Here is a 21,417-nt window from a genome sequence, read left to right on the forward strand (position 1 = left end):
TTTTTATATGAATATTAATTTAAAATGATTCAAAACCTTCTGAAGTATCTTTAGATGTGTCAAAAGTATTTCCGAATTCATTGTCTTTTAAAGTTTTTGAAGAAGCCTGAGGCACAATTTTTTCTTCATGATATTTTTTTACAGGGCTTTTTAATTCGGTTCTTGCTGATGAAGGCTTAGGCTTACTTTCATAAACAGTTTTTTTATCGGTATTATGAGAAGTTTTTTTTCTTTCAGTTGTATTTGTATTATTATTTCCTCTTAATTTGAAAAATCTCATAGATGCTACTAATTCTTCTGCTTTTGAGGATAAAACTTCTGAAGTGGCTGTAGACTCTTCTACTAAAGCAGCATTTTGCTGAGTACTCATATCCATTTGAGTAATTGCTATATTAACCTGATCAACTCCTGCCTGCTGTTCCATAGCTGTAGAACTTAAATCCTGTATAATTTTTGCAGTTTCTTCTATCTGAACTCTTAAATTTTGGAATATTTCTTTTGATTCCTTTGCAGTTTCCGTAGCAGCAGCAATTTTTTCTTCTGAGTCTGCAACCAAGCTGGTAATATCTTTAACGGAAGTCTGAGTTGTCTGAGCTAAGTTTCTAACCTCAGAAGCGACAACAGCAAAACCTCTTCCCTGTTCGCCTGCACGCGCAGCCTCAACTGCGGCATTAAGAGCAAGTATATTAGTCTGAAAAGCTATATCTTCAATTATTTTTGTAATTGCGCTGATTTTAGAGCTGGATTCATATACAGCCTCAATATTTCTTGTACTTTCTTCTATAACTCTTCCTGCCTCTTCAATAGCCTTTCTGGAGTTTATCATCATATTATTGCCTTCTAATGTATGTTCGGCAGATGATTTTATTGTGGATGCAATTTCCTCCATAGATGAAGCTGTTTCTTCAAGTCCAGAAGCCTGATTTTCAGTTCTGTTTGAAAGATCTATATTTTTCTGCGCCATCTCATCAGCGGATAATTTTACTGTGTAGGCGCTTTCATATACTATTTTTACTTTTTCATTTAACTGATCCAGAATATTTTTTAAAGAAACAGCTATTTCTCCGAATTCATCTTTTCTGTTTTTTAATTTAGGGGAAATAGACCAGCTTAAATCTCCTTTTGAAAGATTGTTTAAATCTAAAGAGAGTAAATGAAGTATAGATGTTATTTTACTTATATATAATGCTATGACTACACATGTTAATATAATAATTATAGCCGTGCCTATAGTAGCGTATTTTTTCATAGTATCTATACTTGAAAAAAGTTCGCCTGATTCAATACTCATAACAACAGACCAGCCTGATATAGGCTCTTTGTAAAAGGTTGCGATAGAAGCTCTGCCGTTAAAAGGAGAATTAAACTCGTAGTAGCCCGATTCATGTTCAGTGGCATATTTTATATAATCAGCATTTCTTAAAACATTGTTTCTTATATGAGAAGGAATAGGGTCTGCAATAACCCATCTGTCAAGATCAATAACAAAAGGGTGTCCTGTATTTCCGAATTTAACAAGATTTAATTCCTCATCTATGAATCCATGCCAGTCAATCATTATAGAAATTGCGCCTATTATGCTTCCTGCAGCATCCTTTATAGGAGAAAAAATTTTCACAACATACATATTATTATCAGCTGGAAAAGGATCTACGGTATGATGTACAGCTGACTGTCCCGACATAATTTTATTCCATATAGGCATACCGCTGAAATTTCTTTTATTCGGAGAATTAGCAACTATTCCGTCCAAGGTGTCAGCCACTACATTTCCGTTTTTATCAAGAACCACAATACCTTCCATACTTATGTTATTTCTTGTAACATTTTTTAAAGCAGTTTCAAGAATGCTTCTGTTTTCAGGTGTAGGATCTTGAAGAAAAGATGCTAATTGAGTATATCCTCTGCTTATAGCTTCGGATGTATATACTGATTGTTCTAGCCATATATTAATCATTCTGGCATATACTTTTGTACTCGATTCAAAACCAAATATAGCTGAACGTTTTATTCCTTGAGAGCCTATATTAATTATCAATATGACTAATGTGGTTGTCATTATAGTAATAATCAGCATTACAAAGAAAGATATTTTAACTTTTAATGATTGCAACTTTCTCACTTTTAATCTCCAGAAATCTTTTATTGTATTAAAATATATTTTATATAAATAATAAGAATATTTTTTATAAAGTCAATATATTTATATATTAAATTATCGTAAATTTATATTATATTTTTTAATAGAGATTATATTTTTTATATTCAGCTTCGCTTTTTCTTATGTAAATAGGAAGTAGGGTGAATATATCATCAAAATTATCCGCTTCTATTTTAGGTATAGATAATTTTATAATATTTGATGCTTTTATAATATTATATGAATTATCTAATTTTTTTATACTGTAATTTTTTAAATTTTCCATAAAAAAATGATAATTTTTTAAAAATCCGTCTCCGCATAATGCTATATTTTTATTATTTATAGATTTAATAATTTCTATTAATTCATTATATGTCAAATCTGAGTTTTCTTTTAATTTTTTGTCATTATAATATACATTGGCATAAATACTTCCTTTTCTTCCATCTATCATACTGACTTTTATATTATTATAATCTTTTATATTTTCATATAATGCATCTAAACTTGAAATTCCTATAATAGGTATTTTTTTAGCATAGCATATCGTTTTTACAGAAGAAAATTCTATCCTTAAAGCCGTAAAAGAACCAGGACCTATGCCAAGTGCTATATGAGTTATATCGTTTAATGAAATATTATTATTTTTAAGAAAACTGCTTAATACAGGAAGCAGATGTTCATTATGATTTTTTATATTGCATTTATTATATTCTATAATGGTATTATTATCTTTTTTTAATGCTATGGAAAAACTGCTTGATACGGTATCAAATGCTAATATATTCATGACATTAAATCCAATACTAAGCCTTTAAGTCTTAGAACCTTGTTTGCTATGGCTATATGGTTTTTCTGCTCAGATATTATTAATTTATACAGAGAATCTAATTCTTCATTAATTTTTGAAACCACTTGATACTCGCGTCCTCTTCTCATATATGAAGATACTATCCTTATTCTGTATGCATCTTTTACTAATTTATCGGTTAATGCTCTTATTAAATCTTTAAATTTCTGAAAGTCTCTTATATTTGCGCTTTTTTCTAATAGGTTTCCCGCATCATAAATCTGCCTTTTTAATTCATCTAATTCATAGGAGTATCTTTTTATTTCTTTTTCTTCTTCAAGCATTGCTGCAAACTGAGATGATGACACTGCCGCTTTCATAGAGGTCATTGATGCATCCTGCGATGTCATAAATACATTATTTAGATTCATCTCTAGGTTTCTTCTTTCCTGAACTCTCATTCTTTTTCTCCATAATAATTTAAAAGTTATGTTAACTAATATATATTATGTTAACTTAACATGAATCAGATAAAATTTCAATATATTATAGATCGTATTTTTATTATTTTGCTTTATTAATTTATTTTTTACTGATATTATATTAATTGAAAAAAAATTAAAAAGATTTATAATAAACTGCATTAGGAATTTTTTTTATGAATAGAGATGAAATTTTAAAAAGATATAATTCTATATTAAGCAGTATTTATATTATTAAAAAAAAATACAATATAAATTATGATATAAATATAATAGCAGTAAGCAAATATTCTTCTATTGAAACTATAAAAGAGTTTTTATCATTAAATATAGATTTGCCTTTGGCGGAAAGCAAAGCTCAGAGTTTAAGGGATAGGGTAGGTGAGATTGCCGAAATTAAAGATAATGTTAAATGGCACTTTATAGGGCGCATACAAAGCAATAAAATAAAATATATAGTTAAGTATGCCGATTTAATACAAAGCGTGGATTCTATTGATACAGCCGAATATATAAATAAAGAAGCATATAAAAACAATAAAATACAGAATATACTGCTGCAATTTAATATAAGCACAGAAGAGCAGAAGGGCGGATTTTCTATGGAAAGCTATATAAATACTTATGAAAATATCATAAAAATGCCTAATATATCTGTAAAAGGCTTTATGGCAATAGGAAAAGATACTGAAGATACAATTCTTATTGAGGAAGAGTTTGAAAAACTTAATATAATATTTAAAGAAATAAATTCAAAATATAGTAATCCTTTATCCATTCTTTCTATGGGAATGTCATCGGATTATGAACTTGCAATAAAACATGGATCAAATATGGTTAGAATAGGAAGCAGTTTTTTAGGAAGCTCATAAATATTTAAAAATTAAATATTTGATTTTAGATAAAATAAAGAATTATTAAAATAAAAGAATTACTTGAAACAGTATTATATAAAGCTGTTAAAGTAATTATAAATAAAAATTATAATAAATTATCATTAAAAGAAATAAATCAAAGAATGAATAAAATACTTGAATAAAGCATAAAAAGCGAATGCATTATAAATATAAAATAGTTTTATTTATCTGATAAAGAATATATAAAGATTATTAACAATATAAAAATACAGTATCGAAAGTATTAAATAAGCTTTTAAATGATAAAATAAAGGCGTCTTGAAAAGTAAACATATGGATTTCAGTTATATATGATAAAGAAAAAATAAAAACAATGAATTAACTTTAATAATACAAAAAAACTCTGATAATATTATATATTGGTAGAATGAAGAATCTGCAAAATCAAAAATGAAAATGTCTATGAAATATTATAAATATTATAAATATTATAAATATTATAAATATCCTGAAAATGCGGAAAATTATGATGCATTAAAATATAGCGGAAAATTGAATAAATATATGTTCCGATAATGTATATTATGTTAACTTATGCATGCTGTTTTTTTATTTTAAGTAATAAATTAAAGTTTTATATAAAGCTTATAAAAGTTTAATAATTGAAGTTTTTTATATACTATATTATAATATGAAATATATAAATAAAAAAATTATGGATATGCTCTAATGAAAAAAATAATACTTTTCTTAATATTAAGTTTGATAATTATATCATGTAAAAATGACGGCGGTTCTATATATGCTATGGAAAAAAGATATAAAAATTTTCTGAATATACTTCCGAATGACATAAGAAATGATTACACTTTAAACTCTGATAAATACGGCAGTATGTATAAAGAATGGATTAATGAGTTTAATATTTGGACTGATAATATATTTTATACTGAAGCACAAAGAGAACAAGAAATATCAGCCGAAATTACACCCGACAAAATAGAATATGCAATTGAAACTTTAACCAGTAAAGACTATGAGAGAAATCTGCCAGAAGATCTTATGCATAAAGTAAAAGCTCATACTGATATATTATCATTAAAAATAGAAGAATTAGAAAAAGACAGTAATTTCAGTAATTCTATGATTAAACTTAAAAAAGATGAGGCTGTTGAAAACTTCAGTACAAAAGATACTATATTTTATTATGTTTGGAATTATTTAATAACAATAGAAAGACCAAGACGCTTTCAATAATTTTTTTATTATTATTGCTATGCTTCTGCTCGCCTTTAAGAAGCGAACAAGTAAACTTATTCGCTGGCTCGCAGTCGCTTTATTTTTTTATCGCTTCTAACTGCCTTGTTATATTTTTAGGCTTTCTTAAATTAATGATAAACTTTTAAATATCAGTGTAGTTGTTTTTTATTTTATTATTTCTTATTTCTGGTATTATATTTAATTATTTGATTTCTTTCTCCGTATTTTAAATCTCCCCTAGCCTTCTTTTATAAAGTTCCTATATTTAAAAAATATGATTTTTCAAAACGGAATTTTATTTACAAAAAAATATTATGATATATAAAAAGCCTGTTTTTTAGAAATTTTAATTTGTATAATATTGACATATATATTAACATAATATAGAATTATGTTAATATACTATATTTGCGGAGTTTTCTTATGAGCCCTGTTCTTCAATTAATACTAACTTTTGCCGTGCCTCTGTTTATTATCGGTATCTACAGCATTGTAAATAATAGAAAAAATTCCAGCGATAATAATTTTAACAGGCTGTTTGCAGAAGAAAAAGCAGTTTTGGAAGGCATAGTAGAAGAAAAAATTTCAGAAGTCAGAGATAATGCCATAGATCTGGAGATAGCCGTAAAGAAAGCAGGTTTTATAAGCAAATCTATGGAGGAAGATTTGTCTAAATTAAATAAAAGAATAGAATCATATAAAGATTATAAAGCCGCAGTTTCTCAGTATCAGGAACAGGTGGATTCTCTTGAGGAAGCTTATCTTGATATACTTAATAAAGTAGATACCGTATTAAAAGAACGCAATACTATAGAAAAAACATATAAAAGAATATCCGATGTTAAATCTAAAATGACGGAGCTTGAAAAAAATGTAGGCTCAATACAAGATAAATTGATAGAATCTTATAATTCTAAATTAAATGACTTTGAAAGCGAGCTTTATAAAAGATTTGATGCTCTTACAACTAATTTGCTTGCGCGTGATGCCCATTACAGCACTATGGCTGAACAGGAGAAAGAAAAAATATCGGCTCTTACCGAAGAGTTTAAAATTCATGTTGCAAGAAAAGAAGAATTATTTACAAATCAGCTTACCCAGCTTGCAGAAAAAACAGCCCGTCATAATATAGAACAATTAGCTGAATTATTTGAAAAAGGCAGAGACGAACTTATTAATAAATATTCATCATTTGCAGATGAGATAGATATTAAATCTAAGGATATAGAAACCCGTTATGAAACTTTAAGTCAGTCTAAAGACGGATTAGAGACAGAATTAAATAATTTAAGAGATACCATACATGACAGATTAAACTCCATTACGCAATCAAGCGTATTAGAGTTTAAAGATGAGATGGAAAAAACTAAAGAGATGCTCTACTCTGCTCTTAAAGAAGGTCTTGAAAAAATAAGTCTTGATAAAGAGGAATTTTTAGATTCTATAGAGCAGAAAGCTTATTCTTTGGAAAAATCTATAGATGATATAAAAGATAAAGCAGATTATATAAGCAAAGATTATGCTGAAAAAGCAGACATGCTTGAAAATGAGTTTTCTTTATTAAAAGATGATATAAATAACAGATTTATTTCAGAGGTTGAGAACTTCTCCAATCATATAAAAGATGTTCTTGAAAATGAAGATGACGGAGTAATAACTCTTTATAGAAATAAAACTAAAGAGCTTAACGATTTAATTATATCTATAGATGGTATGAGTGAAGAAACTATGCTTAAGGCTGAAAGCAGATTTGAAGATATAGTTAATGACATGGATAAATTAAAAAATGATATTTTGACCAGAGCTCAAGATGATATGGAATATTCTATAGATAATGCAAGAAGCTCTTTGATAGCTGAAATCAATGAACTTAGAAATGATGTTGAAACAGAGACTAATCTTTTGAAAGATAAAATAGATGAAACCCATTATCAGACTTCGGAGATAATATCTATTCTTAATAATAAGCAGGAAGAAATACTTGATTCTTTGAGTCTGCAAAAAGAGTATTTATATAAGGATCTGGAATCTCAGTCTAATGACAGAATTAAAGAAATAGAAATATTGTTTGCCTCCGTAAAAAATGAATTAGAAGAAAATATTGATTCATATATTAAAAATGCCTCTTCCGATTTTGATTCTATTAATGAAAAATTATCAGATTTAAAAGAACAGTATGATAAAGCATCTTCGGATATAAACTCTTTAAAAAAAGATACTGAATATAATTTAAAAGAAAATATAGAAAAGCGTATAGAAATATTAGAAAAATCGTCCGATGAAATTAATGGTTTAATGAATAAGGCAAATGAAAAATTAGAAAACGGTGTAAAAGATGCTGAGGTAAAAATAGAAGAAATTAAAAAAGAAATATCTAAGTACAGCGATGCTTATATAGACAGCTTAAAATCTAATTTGGAAGCTATTTTAAACGATTATGAGCAAACTAAAATGAAGGCTATAACAGACAGCATTGATGCCGTTGTAAATCAGGTTGATGAAAGCGAAAAGAAACATAATGCATTAATAAGTAATATTGAAAACTCTTTAGATGAGTTTAAAGATAAAATAACTCATGCTGTAGATGAAAATATTAAATTTAATGAGGAAAGCAAGAAAGAAATTGTAGATATGCTTAATAATGAACTTAATCAGGCTGCGGGTTCATTTGATACTCTTTTAAATGAAAAAAAAGAAAGCATGAGTAAGATAAAAGATGAAATTGAAGATATTATGCATAGAGTTGAAAACGGAAGAGATGCTTTTGAACATGCTATAAATAAAGTGTATGAAAATGCTGAAAATAAAGAAAAAGAATTGATGTCTGATATAGAGTATAAATATAATTCTTTGGATAAAAAAATAGACGGCGTATTAGAAGAAAGAAGATCCGATTTAAATACCATAAGTGCGGAATATCATTCTATGCTTGAAAAATATTCAAATGATTTAAAAGATGATTATGATGAATTAAGACATCATGCTTCTCTTATGACGGACGAATATAAAATTCGCATAGAAAATCTCGGAGAGAAAATTAATGAAATAATAGATAATGCGGATAATATGCGTTCTATTATTGATAATAAAACATCTGAAATAGATTCTTATATTTCTGTAAAGAAAGAAGAAATAAATAAAAAGATAGAAAACATATTTGCCGATGCTGAAGAAGATACATTGAAAAAATTAAATGATATCAGAGAGTTAATAGACGATGCTGTAGAGAAATATAAATACGAAATTAAAGAAATAGAATCCTACAGACTTGAAGAAAATAAAAACATTATGCATGATATAGAGAATATCGGGGCAGACATAAAAAAAGATTATGAGCGCTATACCGATATGCTTGAAGATATCTACAATAAAGAAAAAGCTTCGCTAAATGATCATGCAAATATCTTAAAAGATGATATAGAAAAATCCAGAGCAGAATCAGAGGCTAAGCATCTTTCTTATGAATCTAATTATATAGACGAGTATTTAAATAAAGCTTCTTTAAGGATTGATGAAGAGGTTGATCGTTTAAATGATGATTTAAATAATTCCTTTAATACTCTATACAGCGGATTTTCAAAAATTTTGTCTGAAATCAGAAAAAATAACAATAAAAAGCTTTTAAAGTACTTGTCTAAAATTAAAAAACATGCTGAAAAAGTTATATCCGATACAGCATTGGAAGTCAAGGACAGTATAGGCTTAACATTGGAGGATCTGAGAGATGAGTTTGCATCATTAAAAGATAATGTTGATGACAGATTAAGAGAACAGGCGGATAAATTGATTTCAAATAATGAAAATGTTCTTGCAATATTGGACGATCATAACGGCAGACTAGAGAAAATTAATGATTTATCTGATATTATAGAAAATATTAAAGAAACTTTATCAGAACAGATTAATGATTTAAACTCAAATTTGTCTGATATTAATGAAGACTTTAAAGGCTCTTTAGAAAAAATAAAATCTTCAATAATAAACAGAGATGAATTAATAAAATTGCATGAGAATGAAAAAGAACTTCTAAAAAATCAAATAGATGATGTAAAAGAAGAATTTGAATTATTCAAAGATCATATTTTAAGAACAAATGAAGTGGAGATACCTGCATTATTCGATGAAGAAAAAGAAAGAATAGAAAATATGTTTGATGATTTCAGCAAGAATTTACTTATGAGGCTTACGGATAATGAAAGCGACATACATTATATTAAAGATGTTTTATCGGAAGAAAGAGGTCATTTAATATCTCAGATAGAACTTTTAAGAAATGATGTTGATAATATAAAAGATGATAATACTGCTGCTGTATTGTCTGAGGAGAAAGCTGTACTTGAAAGTTCTTTATATGCTTTAAGAAACGATTTTGATAAAATAATTGATTTAGAAAAAGACTTTACAGCTCTTAAAAATAGAATTGAAGGAATTGACGGAACATTAAAAGATGATGTTAAAGATTTGTCAAAAAAGCTAAAGGACTTTAAATATAATTTGGAAGAAAAAATAGAAAAAGATTCTAATGCATTATACAGAGATTTGGAAACTCTCAATGAAAACTTTGATGCTGTAAAAAAGAATATGTCTTCTTTACTGAATAGAGATGAAATAGAGTCTTTATTAAATGATGAAAAGAAAAGATTAGATTCTATATTTGAAGGCTTATCATTAAATAATGAAGATTTCAGAGAGAGACTTGAAAAGCGAATAGCTTATTTTGAGGATATATGGTCTGATAATACTAAAATTAAAAGTATATATGCTTCAGATATAAGAGAAGAGGTTGAAAATATAAGAAAAGAGGCAGATATTAAATATGATAATCATATATCCGAATTAAAAGATAAGATGAAATTAATAGAACAGGATATATACGATTGGAAAAATGATAATTTAAATAATTTGCTTTCCCAATTGGAAGATGCCAGAAAAGGCATAGAGAATTTTATAGATACTTCCGAAGGAAAGAAAAATCAGTTTCTTATTGATATGCTAAGCTCAATAGAAAATAAAGAAAATGAAATTTATTCCCGCATAGATGAAAAAATATTGTATGCTGAAAATAAAATTTCCTCTATAGATGAAAAATTGAATAATGCTATAGGAAACAGTTTGGAGGAAATACATAATAAGATAAATGAATCCGCTGCAAAATATAATGAGGAAATTAAGAGAATAGAGCATCATAGACTTAATGAAACTGAAGATATAATATCGGATATAGAAGATTTAGGAAACAGCATAAGGGAAGATTATGAAGAATATTCCATTATGATAGATAAGATTTATGAAGATGCAGTATCAGAATTAGAAACTCATCTTGAAAATATTAAAGCCGAGATAGAAAGAAGCAGAGCGCAATCGGAGGCTGATCATTTATCTAATGAAAAAAATTATATAGATGAATATTTATCTGAATATTCTAAAAAATTGGAGCTTCAGGTTAGCGATAAGCTTAATATATTATCCGAAGCTAAAGAAACTTTAGATGATATGATAAAAAACTCTTTTAATACTCTTAACTCCAATTTAAATGATGCGGTATTAAAGTTTAATGAGGAAGCAGATAACAGAATAAATTCTGCAGTTGAAAAACTTGAAAAAGAAGCTTTAAATAGAGAAGCTTATGAAAATAAATATATATCCGAATTGGAAGAGCAGTTAAGAGCCGTAAGCGTAAAAATAGATAATGAACTTTATAATATTTCTTCAAAATTAGATAATGAGATATATGATGTTAAATCTAAATATGATAGCCTAAGTACTGATTTTGATGAAGCATTGGACATGATAAAAGGCTCCATATTTGACAGAGATGAACTTATGGAACTGCATAATTCCGAGAAAGAATTATTATCTGAGAGAATAAATGAATTAAAAAATGAATTTGAAAGCTTCAGAAATGATGTATTAACGGCTGATAAAGAGGATATGCCTGCCCTATTTGAGAAGGAAAAGGAAAGAATAGATCAAGCCTTTGAAGAGTTTGCTAATAATTTATTAGACAGATTAAGCAGTTCGGAGAGTGATATTAATTATATAAAAGACTTAATTTATGATGATAAGAATATTATCTTAGATAAAATAGAGAACCTGAAAGAAGAAATCAGCTTAATCAAAGAAGATGATACCATAAGTCAATTATCTTTAGAAAAGACGGCTTTAGAAGAATCTTTCAATACAATAAAGAATGATTTTTCTAAGCTTAAAGAGCTTGAAAATAATTTATATCAATTGAAAGACAGTATCTCTGATACTGATATGAGCTTAAAAGAGGAAGTAAAATCTTTATCTTCAAAAATAGAGGAATTAAACATAAAAATAATAGATGATGAAGAGCATTATTCTGATGATTTAAATACTCTTAATTCAAATTTAGATATATTAAACGGCTATATAAATACTGTAAAATCTAAGCTGGAAGATTCTTTAAATAAGTCCGCAGAACTTGATAATACCATATTGAAAGATAAGGAAGATTTGGAAAATAAATTGTCTTCAATAAGGGATAATATAGCTTTGGTATCTGGCAGAAACGATAGCATTGAAAATCTGTTTAATGAAGAGATAAAAAAATTAGATGAGCTTTTTAATAAAGTTAATAACGATAATAGAGAGTTCAGAGACAGACTTGAAAGACGAATAGAATATTTTGAAGACGCTTGGTCTGATAGTTCAAGAATAAGAGTTTTATTCTCTTCAGATATCAGAGATGAGATGGATAATATAAAATCTGATACGCAATTAAAAATTGAAAATTCAATTAATTGCTTAAAAGATAAAATAGAGTCTATAGATAAAGATATATCTGATTGGAAAGGAAATACTATTGAACAATTAATTAATCAGTTAGGAGAGGCAAAGGAAAGCATATCCGATTATTTAAATGCTTCCGAGATAAAAGGAGAAGAAATAGTAAATAATTTATTATCAAAAATAGATGACAGAGAAAAATCAATATATGAGCTTTTAGACAATAAAATAAAAGAAATAGAAAACAGATTATCCCTTGTTGATGCTAAATTAAATGATGATATAGGCGGTAATTTAGAACATTTATATTCTATGCTGAACAATGCAGTATCTAAATATGATGAGGAAATAAAGAATATTGAGAATTATAAATCTGAGGAAAAAGAAAGAATTTTAGATGATATTGACAGCATAAGAAATGAAATGGCATCTTCTTATGAAAACTATTCTAATCTTATGAATGAGGTATATAGTAATTCTGTTAATTCATTAAAAGAATATTCTGATTCTATTAAAGCCGAGATAGAAAGAAGCAGAGCGCAATCGGAGGCTGATCATTTATCTAATGAAAAAAATTATATAGATGAATATTTATCTGAATATTCTAAAAAATTGGAGCTTCAGGTTAGCGATAAGCTTAATATATTATCCGAAGCTAAAGAAACTTTAGATGATATGATAAAAAACTCTTTTAATACTCTTAACTCCAATTTAAATGATGCGGTATTAAAGTTTAATGAGGAAGCAGATAACAGAATAAATTCTGCAGTTGAAAAACTTGAGAATAAAGCGGATAATATAATTCATAGCGATAATTATATTCACAATGTGGAAGATAAAATTAAAGATTTCTACGGAAAAGTGGACACTAAGCTTCTTAATTTTGAAGATAAATATGATGCTTTAGAGAAAAAAATATACGATTTGGAAAGCAGCCGAAATTATATATCCAGATTTGAAGATAAGATTAAAGATCTGCATGAAAGAATAGATGATAAAATATCAAATATAAATGATAGATATGATAATTTAATAAAATCTTTTGACGACAGACTTGTAAATATAGAAAGCACCGTATTAAATAATGAACAAATTCAAAAATTAAGAGATGACTTTATTATTTTCAAAGATGATGTATTAAAAGCTAACAGAGATGATATACCTACATTATTTAATAAAGAAAAGGAAAAATTTGAGGAGTTATATAATTCATTTACTGATGATATGATAGATAAATTAAATAATTCTTCTATCAGCATAGAAGAGCTTAAAAATGCTATGTATGATGAAAAGAATGCTATATTGGAAAGTATGGAATCATTCAGATATGAATTAGACGAATTAAAAAGCAGGGATTCTTTAGAATCTTTGGAAACTGAAAAAATCAGATTGGAGGATACATTTAATTCTTTAAGAGAAGATTTTGAAAGACTTTATGATTTAGAGAGCGAAGTTTATAATCTTAAAAGTAATTTAGAAGGCGTTGATTCTAATTTAAGAAGTGATATTGATAAACTGTATGAAGAGGTTTCAGAGTTTAAATATGGTTTAGAAGAGAAAATAGATATTCTTGAAGATAATGCCGTTTCAAGAGATATGTTTGATGATGACAGAGAAAAATTATATTCATTATACGATGAACTTGAAGCCGAAAATAAAGATTTTAAAGATTTAATGGATAAAAGAATAAGCCACTTTGAAGATACTTGGTCTGATCCTAATAAAGCTTTGAAACTTTATGAAGATGCCTTAAAACCTGAGGTTGATAACTTAAAATCCGAAATAATATCTAATATAGAAAATCATGTTAATGAAATAGAAAATAATTTATCTCTTTGGAAAGACGGTAATTTATCTCTTCTTTTAGATCAGCTTAAAGATGCTAAAGAAAATATTAACAGCTTTATAGAAAGTTCTAAAGATAAGAAAAACGGAATCATTGCTAAAATGATATCTTCTATTAAAGATGAAATACTCAGCAAAGAAAATGAAATAAATACCCGTCTTGAAGAAAAACTTTTATCCGTTAATGAAAGACTTTCGCATTTGGAAAACAGATTAACTTCAGATGTTAATAGATTTAATAGTATGATATCCGATGCTGTTGATAAATATGAGGAGGAATTAAAAAATATAGAATCTTACAGGCTTGAAGAAAATGAATCTGTAATAAAAAATTTGGAGAATATAGGAAAAAATATAATTTCAAATTATGAAGATTATTCTAAAATGCTTAACTCTGTTTATGAGAATAATAAAAATGCTTTAGATGAATATTCAAATAGCCTGAAAATAGAAATAGAAAAATCCAGAACTGATGCAAATAAAGATTATATAGACAGTTATTTAAATGAATATTCTTCTAAAATAGAATCTGAAATAAAAGAGAAACTTGAAGAGCTTGAAAAAAATAAATATAATTTAGATATTATGATAAATGATTCGTTTAATAATCTCAATCAAAGTATTAATAATGCTGTATCTAAAATGATGGAGGATTCCGACGCTAAGTTCAGAGATATTATAGAAAGTTTGGAAACTCAGATAAATGATCTGATTGTAAACAAAGAAAATGAAATAATTAATAGAATAATATCTTATGAAACAGAAATTAAGGATAAGCAGCATTCTTCATTTGATAATATAAAAAACGAGCTTTTGACTCTTTATAATGAGTTAAGAGATGATATTAATTATGATGATTTGAAAAATGTAACTGTAAAATTAAACAATATAGAAAACTCAGTATCAGATATTAATACTCAATTAGAAAATAAAGCTAAAGATATTTCTGATAGAATAGATTTAGAGAAAGAAGAATTATATGCTTCTGTAGATAAATTGTATTCAGAATTTGAGGATTTCAAATCTAATGTAGATGAAAGATTTAAATCTCAGATAAACGATTTTTTATATAATAATGAGCATATATTATCGCTTTTCGGAGAATATAGCGAAAAAATATCTTCCGTAACTGATATATTAGAAGATATAGAAAATGTTAAAATATCTCTTATTGATGAAATAGATAAAGTAAAAGAAGAAATAGAGAGTAAATATTCCAGTCTTATAGTAGATTTTGATAAATCAATAGAAGATATAAAAGATACCGTATTAAATCAATATATTGATGAAAAAGATTTATTATTTAAAGAAACTGATAATTTAAAAAATTCTTTCGCTTTATTAAAAGATGATATATTAAATGCCTGTGATGAAAGAGTTTCTGTTATTTTTGATTGCGAGAAAAACCGAATACAATCAATTATAGATGATATATCTGAGACTTTGAGCGCTAAAATTAATAGTAATGAAGATAATATTTCGGTATTGGAATCATCTTTATTTGATTTCAGAACTGTGATATCAAATACTATAGATGCATTTAAAGATGAAATTTCTTCTATAAAAGATAATCACAGCTATAATGATTTGATTGAAGAGAGATACAGATTGGAAGAATCATTTAACTCGCTTAAAGATGATTTTTCAAAAATAGAGGATTTGGAAAAAGATTTATCAGCTGTTAAAGATAAAATAAGCGGTGTTGATACTGATTTAAATGATGAAGTTGCAAGACTTTCTGATGAATTAAATGCTCTGAAAGATAGTTTATCATCAAGTGCAACACAGGAAGATATAGATGCAGTTTATGAAGACTTTAAGCAATTAGGCGAAAGCTTAGAATCATTTAAAGAAAATATTATGCCGCAGATATCTGATTTTACTAAATTGGAAGATAAGATATTAAACAGCAGAGAGGAAATTTATAAAGATATAAATAATATAATGGATTGCATGCCTGAATCTTATATAAGCAGAGATGAAATATCAAAATTGGAAGAAAAACTGGACAATATATTTGATAATTTTAATAATAATATAGTGTCTGTAAAAAATGATTTGGTTTATAATATAGAAAAGGATACTAAAGAGTTTAAAGACAGAATAGAAAAAAGAATAGATTATTTTGAAGATGCTTGGTCTGATGAAAATAAGCTTTCAGAGTTATATGGAAGCAATATAGCTGATAATTTTGATGCATTAAAGCAGGGGCTTGAATCTCATTTCAGCAATTCTTTTGCAGAGTTTAAAGATAAAATAGAAGCTATGCAGAAAGATTTAGATTCTTGGAAAGCTTCAGGTCTTAATTCTATAGAAAATGACTTGGATAATGCTAAAGAAAGCATATCGGATAATGCAGCCTACTCTGAAATTAAATCTATAATAGAAGCCTTAAAAGAAGATATAAATATCAGGCAGTCAGAGCTTCAAGATAAACTGGATTCGAGATTGGAAGAAAGCATTTCAAATATAGAAATGCAAATTAATACATTTGATGATAGAATATCAAATTTGGAATATAATCAAGGTTCTTTGAAAGACGATATATCAGAATACAGAGAAAAGCTTGATTCTGTATTAAATGATTATGAAGACAGAGTAAAATCTAAATTTATTAATCTTCAAGACAGCTTGAAAACAGAAGAAAAACATACCATAAATTATATAGAAAATAATATCAGTTCCATAAAAGAAGATATTAACAGCTCAAATAAAGGAGTTGATATAAAAATAAAAGCTTTGGAATCTTATATAAGCAAGATAAATAATGATCTTAATACTAACACATTAAAATTATCTAATGAATTGGCTAAAGATAAAAAAGAACTTATAAATACTATAGACGAGTTTAGAAAAGATATTTATGAGAGAATATCAAAAGAAATATCTAAGAAAGATTTAGAGCTTTTAAATGATTTTGAAGAGTTTAAAAATAAAATAATAAGCTCTGTTCCTAATATGGAGGAGCTTGCAGAACTGTTTGTATCCGAGAAAGAGGATAGAGCCAATGAGTTTGAGGAGTTTAAAAATGAAATTCTTAATACTCAGATATATAATAGAAATTTTGCTGAAATGTTTGAAGAGGAAAAAGCAAAACTAATAGATGAGCTTGATCATTTTAAATCGGCTGTAAGAGTTGAATATATATCAGCGGAAGATAGATTTGAGGCTCTTAAAAAAGATTATTTAAATAATTTGAATAATATTTTAGACTCTGATAAATACGGTTTGGAATCTTCATTTGCGGAGATAAAAAAAGAGATTAATAATATAAAAGATGCTTCTGTATCTAAAGATGAAATTGAAAAACTTATGGAAAGCTATAAACAGGATATAGCATCTTCTATTGAAAATACTAAGGCTGAAGTTTACGAAAATATGCAGGCGGGTAAAATTGACAGTTCATATATAGAAAAATTAATAGAAGATGAAATATCAAAAATAAATGAAACATTAGAATCATTTAGAAAAAATATAGAGGAAAATTATTCCACAGTTGAAGCTGTTGCTGAAGTGCTGTCAAAAGAGCAGGAAGCCGTTGAAAATAAATTATCAGAGATGAAAGAAGATATACTTAAAGACATACCTACTTTGGAAAATGTCAGTCATATATTTGCAGAAGAGAGAGAATCTTTAAAATATGATATTAAAGACGAGTTTGTTTCTTTAAGAAATGAAATACTTAGTTCTGTTCCTACTAATAATGATTTAGCTAATATGGCTAATCAGTACGGCGCCAAAATAAGAGACGATTTCCAAATACTAGAGCAGGATTTTTCGGAAAGCATTAAAAGATATAAGGAAAATATATCTAATGAAATGTCTGGCTTTAGAAGCGAGTTTAATGACAGAATAGCTAATATAAAGGATTTGGCTGAAGCTTTGCAGCTGGAAAGAGATAGATTAATGTCTGAAATAGATGATATTAAATCCAGATATGAAAACGGAAATATTTATTCTGATGAAGCTTTAAGCAGTATGGAAGGAGACAGAGAGAGACTTTTAAATGAGTTTATAAGCTTCAGAAAATCTATAGTTGAGCTTATAAAAGAACAAGATGAAACTATGAGTATGTTTAATCAGGAGAAGCTTAATATTATTGACAGTATAGAGGCTTTGAAAAATCAAATTTCATTTGATACTATAAGCAGAGATGATGTTGTTTCTATGATTGAAGATGAGAGAAAACAGATTTCCGAAATGTTTGAAAGCATTCAAAACGATTCTATAGACACGGATTTCAGATATCTTACAGATGCTTTTAGAGATGATATAATAAAAGTATTTGAAGAATCTAATGATGAGTTTAGAAATCGTATAGAGGCTAGAATAGTTCATTTTGAAGATGTTTATGCTTCTCCCGATAAAATAAAAGAGTTCTATAAAGATGCAATACTTTCTGAGGTGGATAGTTTAAGAAATGAAGCCATTTTAATGCTTGCTTCTATTAATGATAAAGTGGAAAGTGCAAAAGATAATATTGATATGCTTGAAAATGATAAAGTTAAAAGCATAATTAATAAAATAGATGAAGCGGAGAATAATATAAACTCTTTGGTGAATACTATAAAAGCCAATATTAAGGAACATGAAAACGAACTTAGAATGCTTAGTCAGTCTCAGAAACATATATCTCAGGAAGTGGAAACTGTAAGAAAAGAGAGAGAAGCTCTTATGGATATGGTTAAAAACTCTGATATTAATATAAGAAATAAGATTAACGGATTAACAAGCGCAGTATCAGAAGCTGCAGATATTGCTTCATTAAAAATTGCAGAAAAAGAGGCAGAGTTCGTAAATAAAGTTAAAGAAGCTGAGGAGTATATTAGCTTATTGTCAAATAAAATAACGGAAGAAAATAATAATTCTTTAAATAAGGCAAGAGAAGATATCAGCGGCTTAATTGCTTCATTTAATGAGGCTGTAATAAAAGAGACTAACGATTTAACGCCTCATATAATGACTACCGTTCAGAGTTTTATTAATAATGAAATGAAGAAATTTGATAAATTTTCAGATGTCAGAAGCGCTGTGGAATCCATTGAAAATGATATCAATAATAAAATAACGGATGCATTCGTTAATATGAGTAAGCGTCTTGAAGATGATATTGCCGAGTTCAGAAAGAAAATAGATACATATCAGGAAGAGTTTATAAGCGAGTTAAAAATGTCTGTAAATATTGAGGGCGACAGAGCGGTTGATGAGATTAAATCTATGCATAATAATGAAGTTGCCAAGTTAAAGGATATGTATTTAACTACGGAAAAATTCTATACCGACAGACAGGAAAAAAATTATGAAGATTTTTCTAAATTATTTGAAGCAGCATATAAAGAGTATAATGAAAAAATAGAATCTCTGCATACTCAGTTAGATGATACTAAAGTCAGTATTGAAGATGCTGTTGCGGATTTAAAACAGTCTTTGAGTATAAAAGATGAGTTTTTAGCTTCCGTTGAAAATAATAAAGAAAAGCTTGAAGCTGTTGAAGAGCAGATGAATAATCTTCAAAATGAATTTGCTCCTTCTATAGAGAAATTAAAATCTATAATAGAAGAAAAAGCTTTAGAACTTCAGGATAAAGTAAATGTATATTCTAAGGATATAGAAGTTCAGGGAGAAAAATTTAATTCCAGATTGGAAGAATTATCTAATAATGCTAAATATACAATAGAAAATAAAATTTCAGAATTTGATTCTATAATAGAAAATGTTTCAAATAAAATAGATGTTCTTTTAGAAGAAAAGAACTCCGAATTTGATGCATTAAAAGCGCATTATGAGGGACTTTCAGAATCTTTAACATCATTGAAAGAGTCTATATCTGAAGCGGTTAATATCAGAATAGCCGAAGCGAATAATATTATAGAAGAAAATGTTCAGACTATAGAAGATAATACCAATGAAAAGTATGAAAAATATATAGCAAGATTAAATTCTAATTTAGAGCAGACATTATCTCTTTTAATGAATGATGCTAAAGAACATATACAAAATGCTAAACTTGAGATAATCAAAGCTCATAATGATAATTTAGATGAATATGATGGAAGAATTGCAGGTATGAAGAATATTCTATCGGCTTTGGAAGATGATATGGCAAAATATTCCTCCGAAATAGATGCTAGAATTGATAAAATTAATTTAAGCTATGATGAGAAGACAAATGTAATACTTAAAGATTTTGAAAATAGAACTGATGATTTAAGACTTAAGTTAAATGATGCTGTTGAAGCCATCAATAAAATGCTTGAATCAAAAACTAATGATATTTCTTTAGAGTATGATGCCGTTAAATTAAAAATAGATGATATAGCTGAAGATATAGAAAAGTATATGAATACCGTAAAAGTATTTGATAATGCTCAATATATGGCAGAATCTATAAAAGATGATGTGGCTAAATTATCTTCTATGGTTGAAGATACTAAGGCGCAGACGGCAGAGATGAATAAAACTATTTCCGATTTTGATAATTTAAAGAAAATGCATCATGAAATATTGAATTATGCTGAAAATATTAAAACGGAAAAAGATACTTTAGAAGATACCCGAGAAAAATTAAATATGCTTATGGAAATGTCAGGAGAAATTCAGGATAAATTTGTAAATATAGCTGAAAATAATGCTATGATAGAGCATGCTGAGGAAGGAATACAGGTTGTTATAGATATAGCATCGCAGATAGAAAATAAACTTTCAATTATTAAGGATAAGGAAGAATATGCAGATGATATATTACAGCAGATAAGAAAAGCTGAAATAGAAACTGAAACCATACTTGAAAGAGTGGACAGCATAAAAGCCGCTATGATTGATGCTGAAGATACCAGAAAAAACTTTATGGATAAAATTTATTCTCTTGAAAGAGATATGGCTAAAATAGATAAGAATGATAAAAAAGTTCAGCTGTTTATTTCTAAATTGGAAGAACTTAATATAATAATTGATGAAATACAAAATCAAAGAGAAAATCTTATCTATATGAAAAATCAGTATGATGATTATGATAAAAATATAGTAAAAAATCTTGAGAGAGCCGAATATTTTGTCAGATATTTAGAGACATTATTGGATAATGCAGATAAATATATGTCTGATAAGAGCATAAAATCAGGCGCTAAAAGGGATAAAATAGACAGCAAAAAAGAGGAACTTATAATTAAGATGTATAAACAAGGCTGGAAGCCCGATGATATAGTTAAAAATACTTCATATTCAAGGGAAGAGGTTGAGAGAACTATAAAAACTTGGAAAGACAGGCAATCCAGAGGATAAGTTTCT

Annotated in this window: 6 protein-coding genes; 3 read left to right on the plus strand and 3 right to left on the minus strand. The window is 27.3% G+C overall.

The window, feature by feature from the left end; genetic code table 11:
- Positions 1-19 precede the first annotated feature (19 nt).
- The 3 genes from QZ306_RS09020 to QZ306_RS09030 form a co-directional block, all read right to left on the minus strand.
- Positions 20-2,122 (minus strand): methyl-accepting chemotaxis protein, encoded by a 2,103-nt coding sequence (locus QZ306_RS09020; RefSeq protein ID WP_295163273.1) that lies wholly within the window; start codon positions 2,120-2,122, stop codon positions 20-22.
- A gap of 118 nt (positions 2,123-2,240) precedes the next feature.
- The gene (tsaB, locus tag QZ306_RS09025) at positions 2,241-2,933 is read right to left on the minus strand and encodes a tRNA (adenosine(37)-N6)-threonylcarbamoyltransferase complex dimerization subunit type 1 TsaB (protein ID WP_295163275.1); all 693 of its coding nucleotides are present in this window, start codon (positions 2,931-2,933) and stop codon (positions 2,241-2,243) included.
- The gene (locus QZ306_RS09030) at positions 2,930-3,394 is read right to left on the minus strand and encodes a YaaR family protein (RefSeq protein WP_295163277.1); all 465 of its coding nucleotides are present in this window, start codon (positions 3,392-3,394) and stop codon (positions 2,930-2,932) included. The genes tsaB and QZ306_RS09030 overlap by 4 nt, the downstream gene beginning before the upstream one ends.
- Before the next feature lie 197 nt (positions 3,395-3,591).
- Between QZ306_RS09030 and QZ306_RS09035 the strand changes: the two genes are divergently transcribed.
- The 3 genes from QZ306_RS09035 (at position 3,592) to QZ306_RS09045 (ending at position 21,411) form a co-directional block, all read left to right on the plus strand.
- A complete protein-coding gene (locus tag QZ306_RS09035; RefSeq protein ID WP_295163278.1) occupies positions 3,592-4,287 on the plus strand; it encodes a YggS family pyridoxal phosphate-dependent enzyme in 696 nt (231 codons plus the stop codon).
- Positions 4,288-5,001: 714 nt separating this feature from the next.
- Positions 5,002-5,529, plus strand: coding sequence for a hypothetical protein (locus QZ306_RS09040; protein WP_295163279.1), 528 nt, complete (start codon positions 5,002-5,004; stop codon positions 5,527-5,529).
- 426 nt (positions 5,530-5,955) lie between these two features.
- On the plus strand, positions 5,956-21,411 hold the full coding sequence (locus QZ306_RS09045; protein ID WP_295163280.1) for a DNA-directed RNA polymerase subunit omega: 15,456 nt from the start codon (positions 5,956-5,958) through the stop codon (positions 21,409-21,411).
- Positions 21,412-21,417: the final 6 nt, after the last annotated feature.

Source organism: uncultured Brachyspira sp., from assembly GCF_910588665.1.
Taxonomy (GTDB): domain Bacteria; phylum Spirochaetota; class Brachyspiria; order Brachyspirales; family Brachyspiraceae; genus Brachyspira.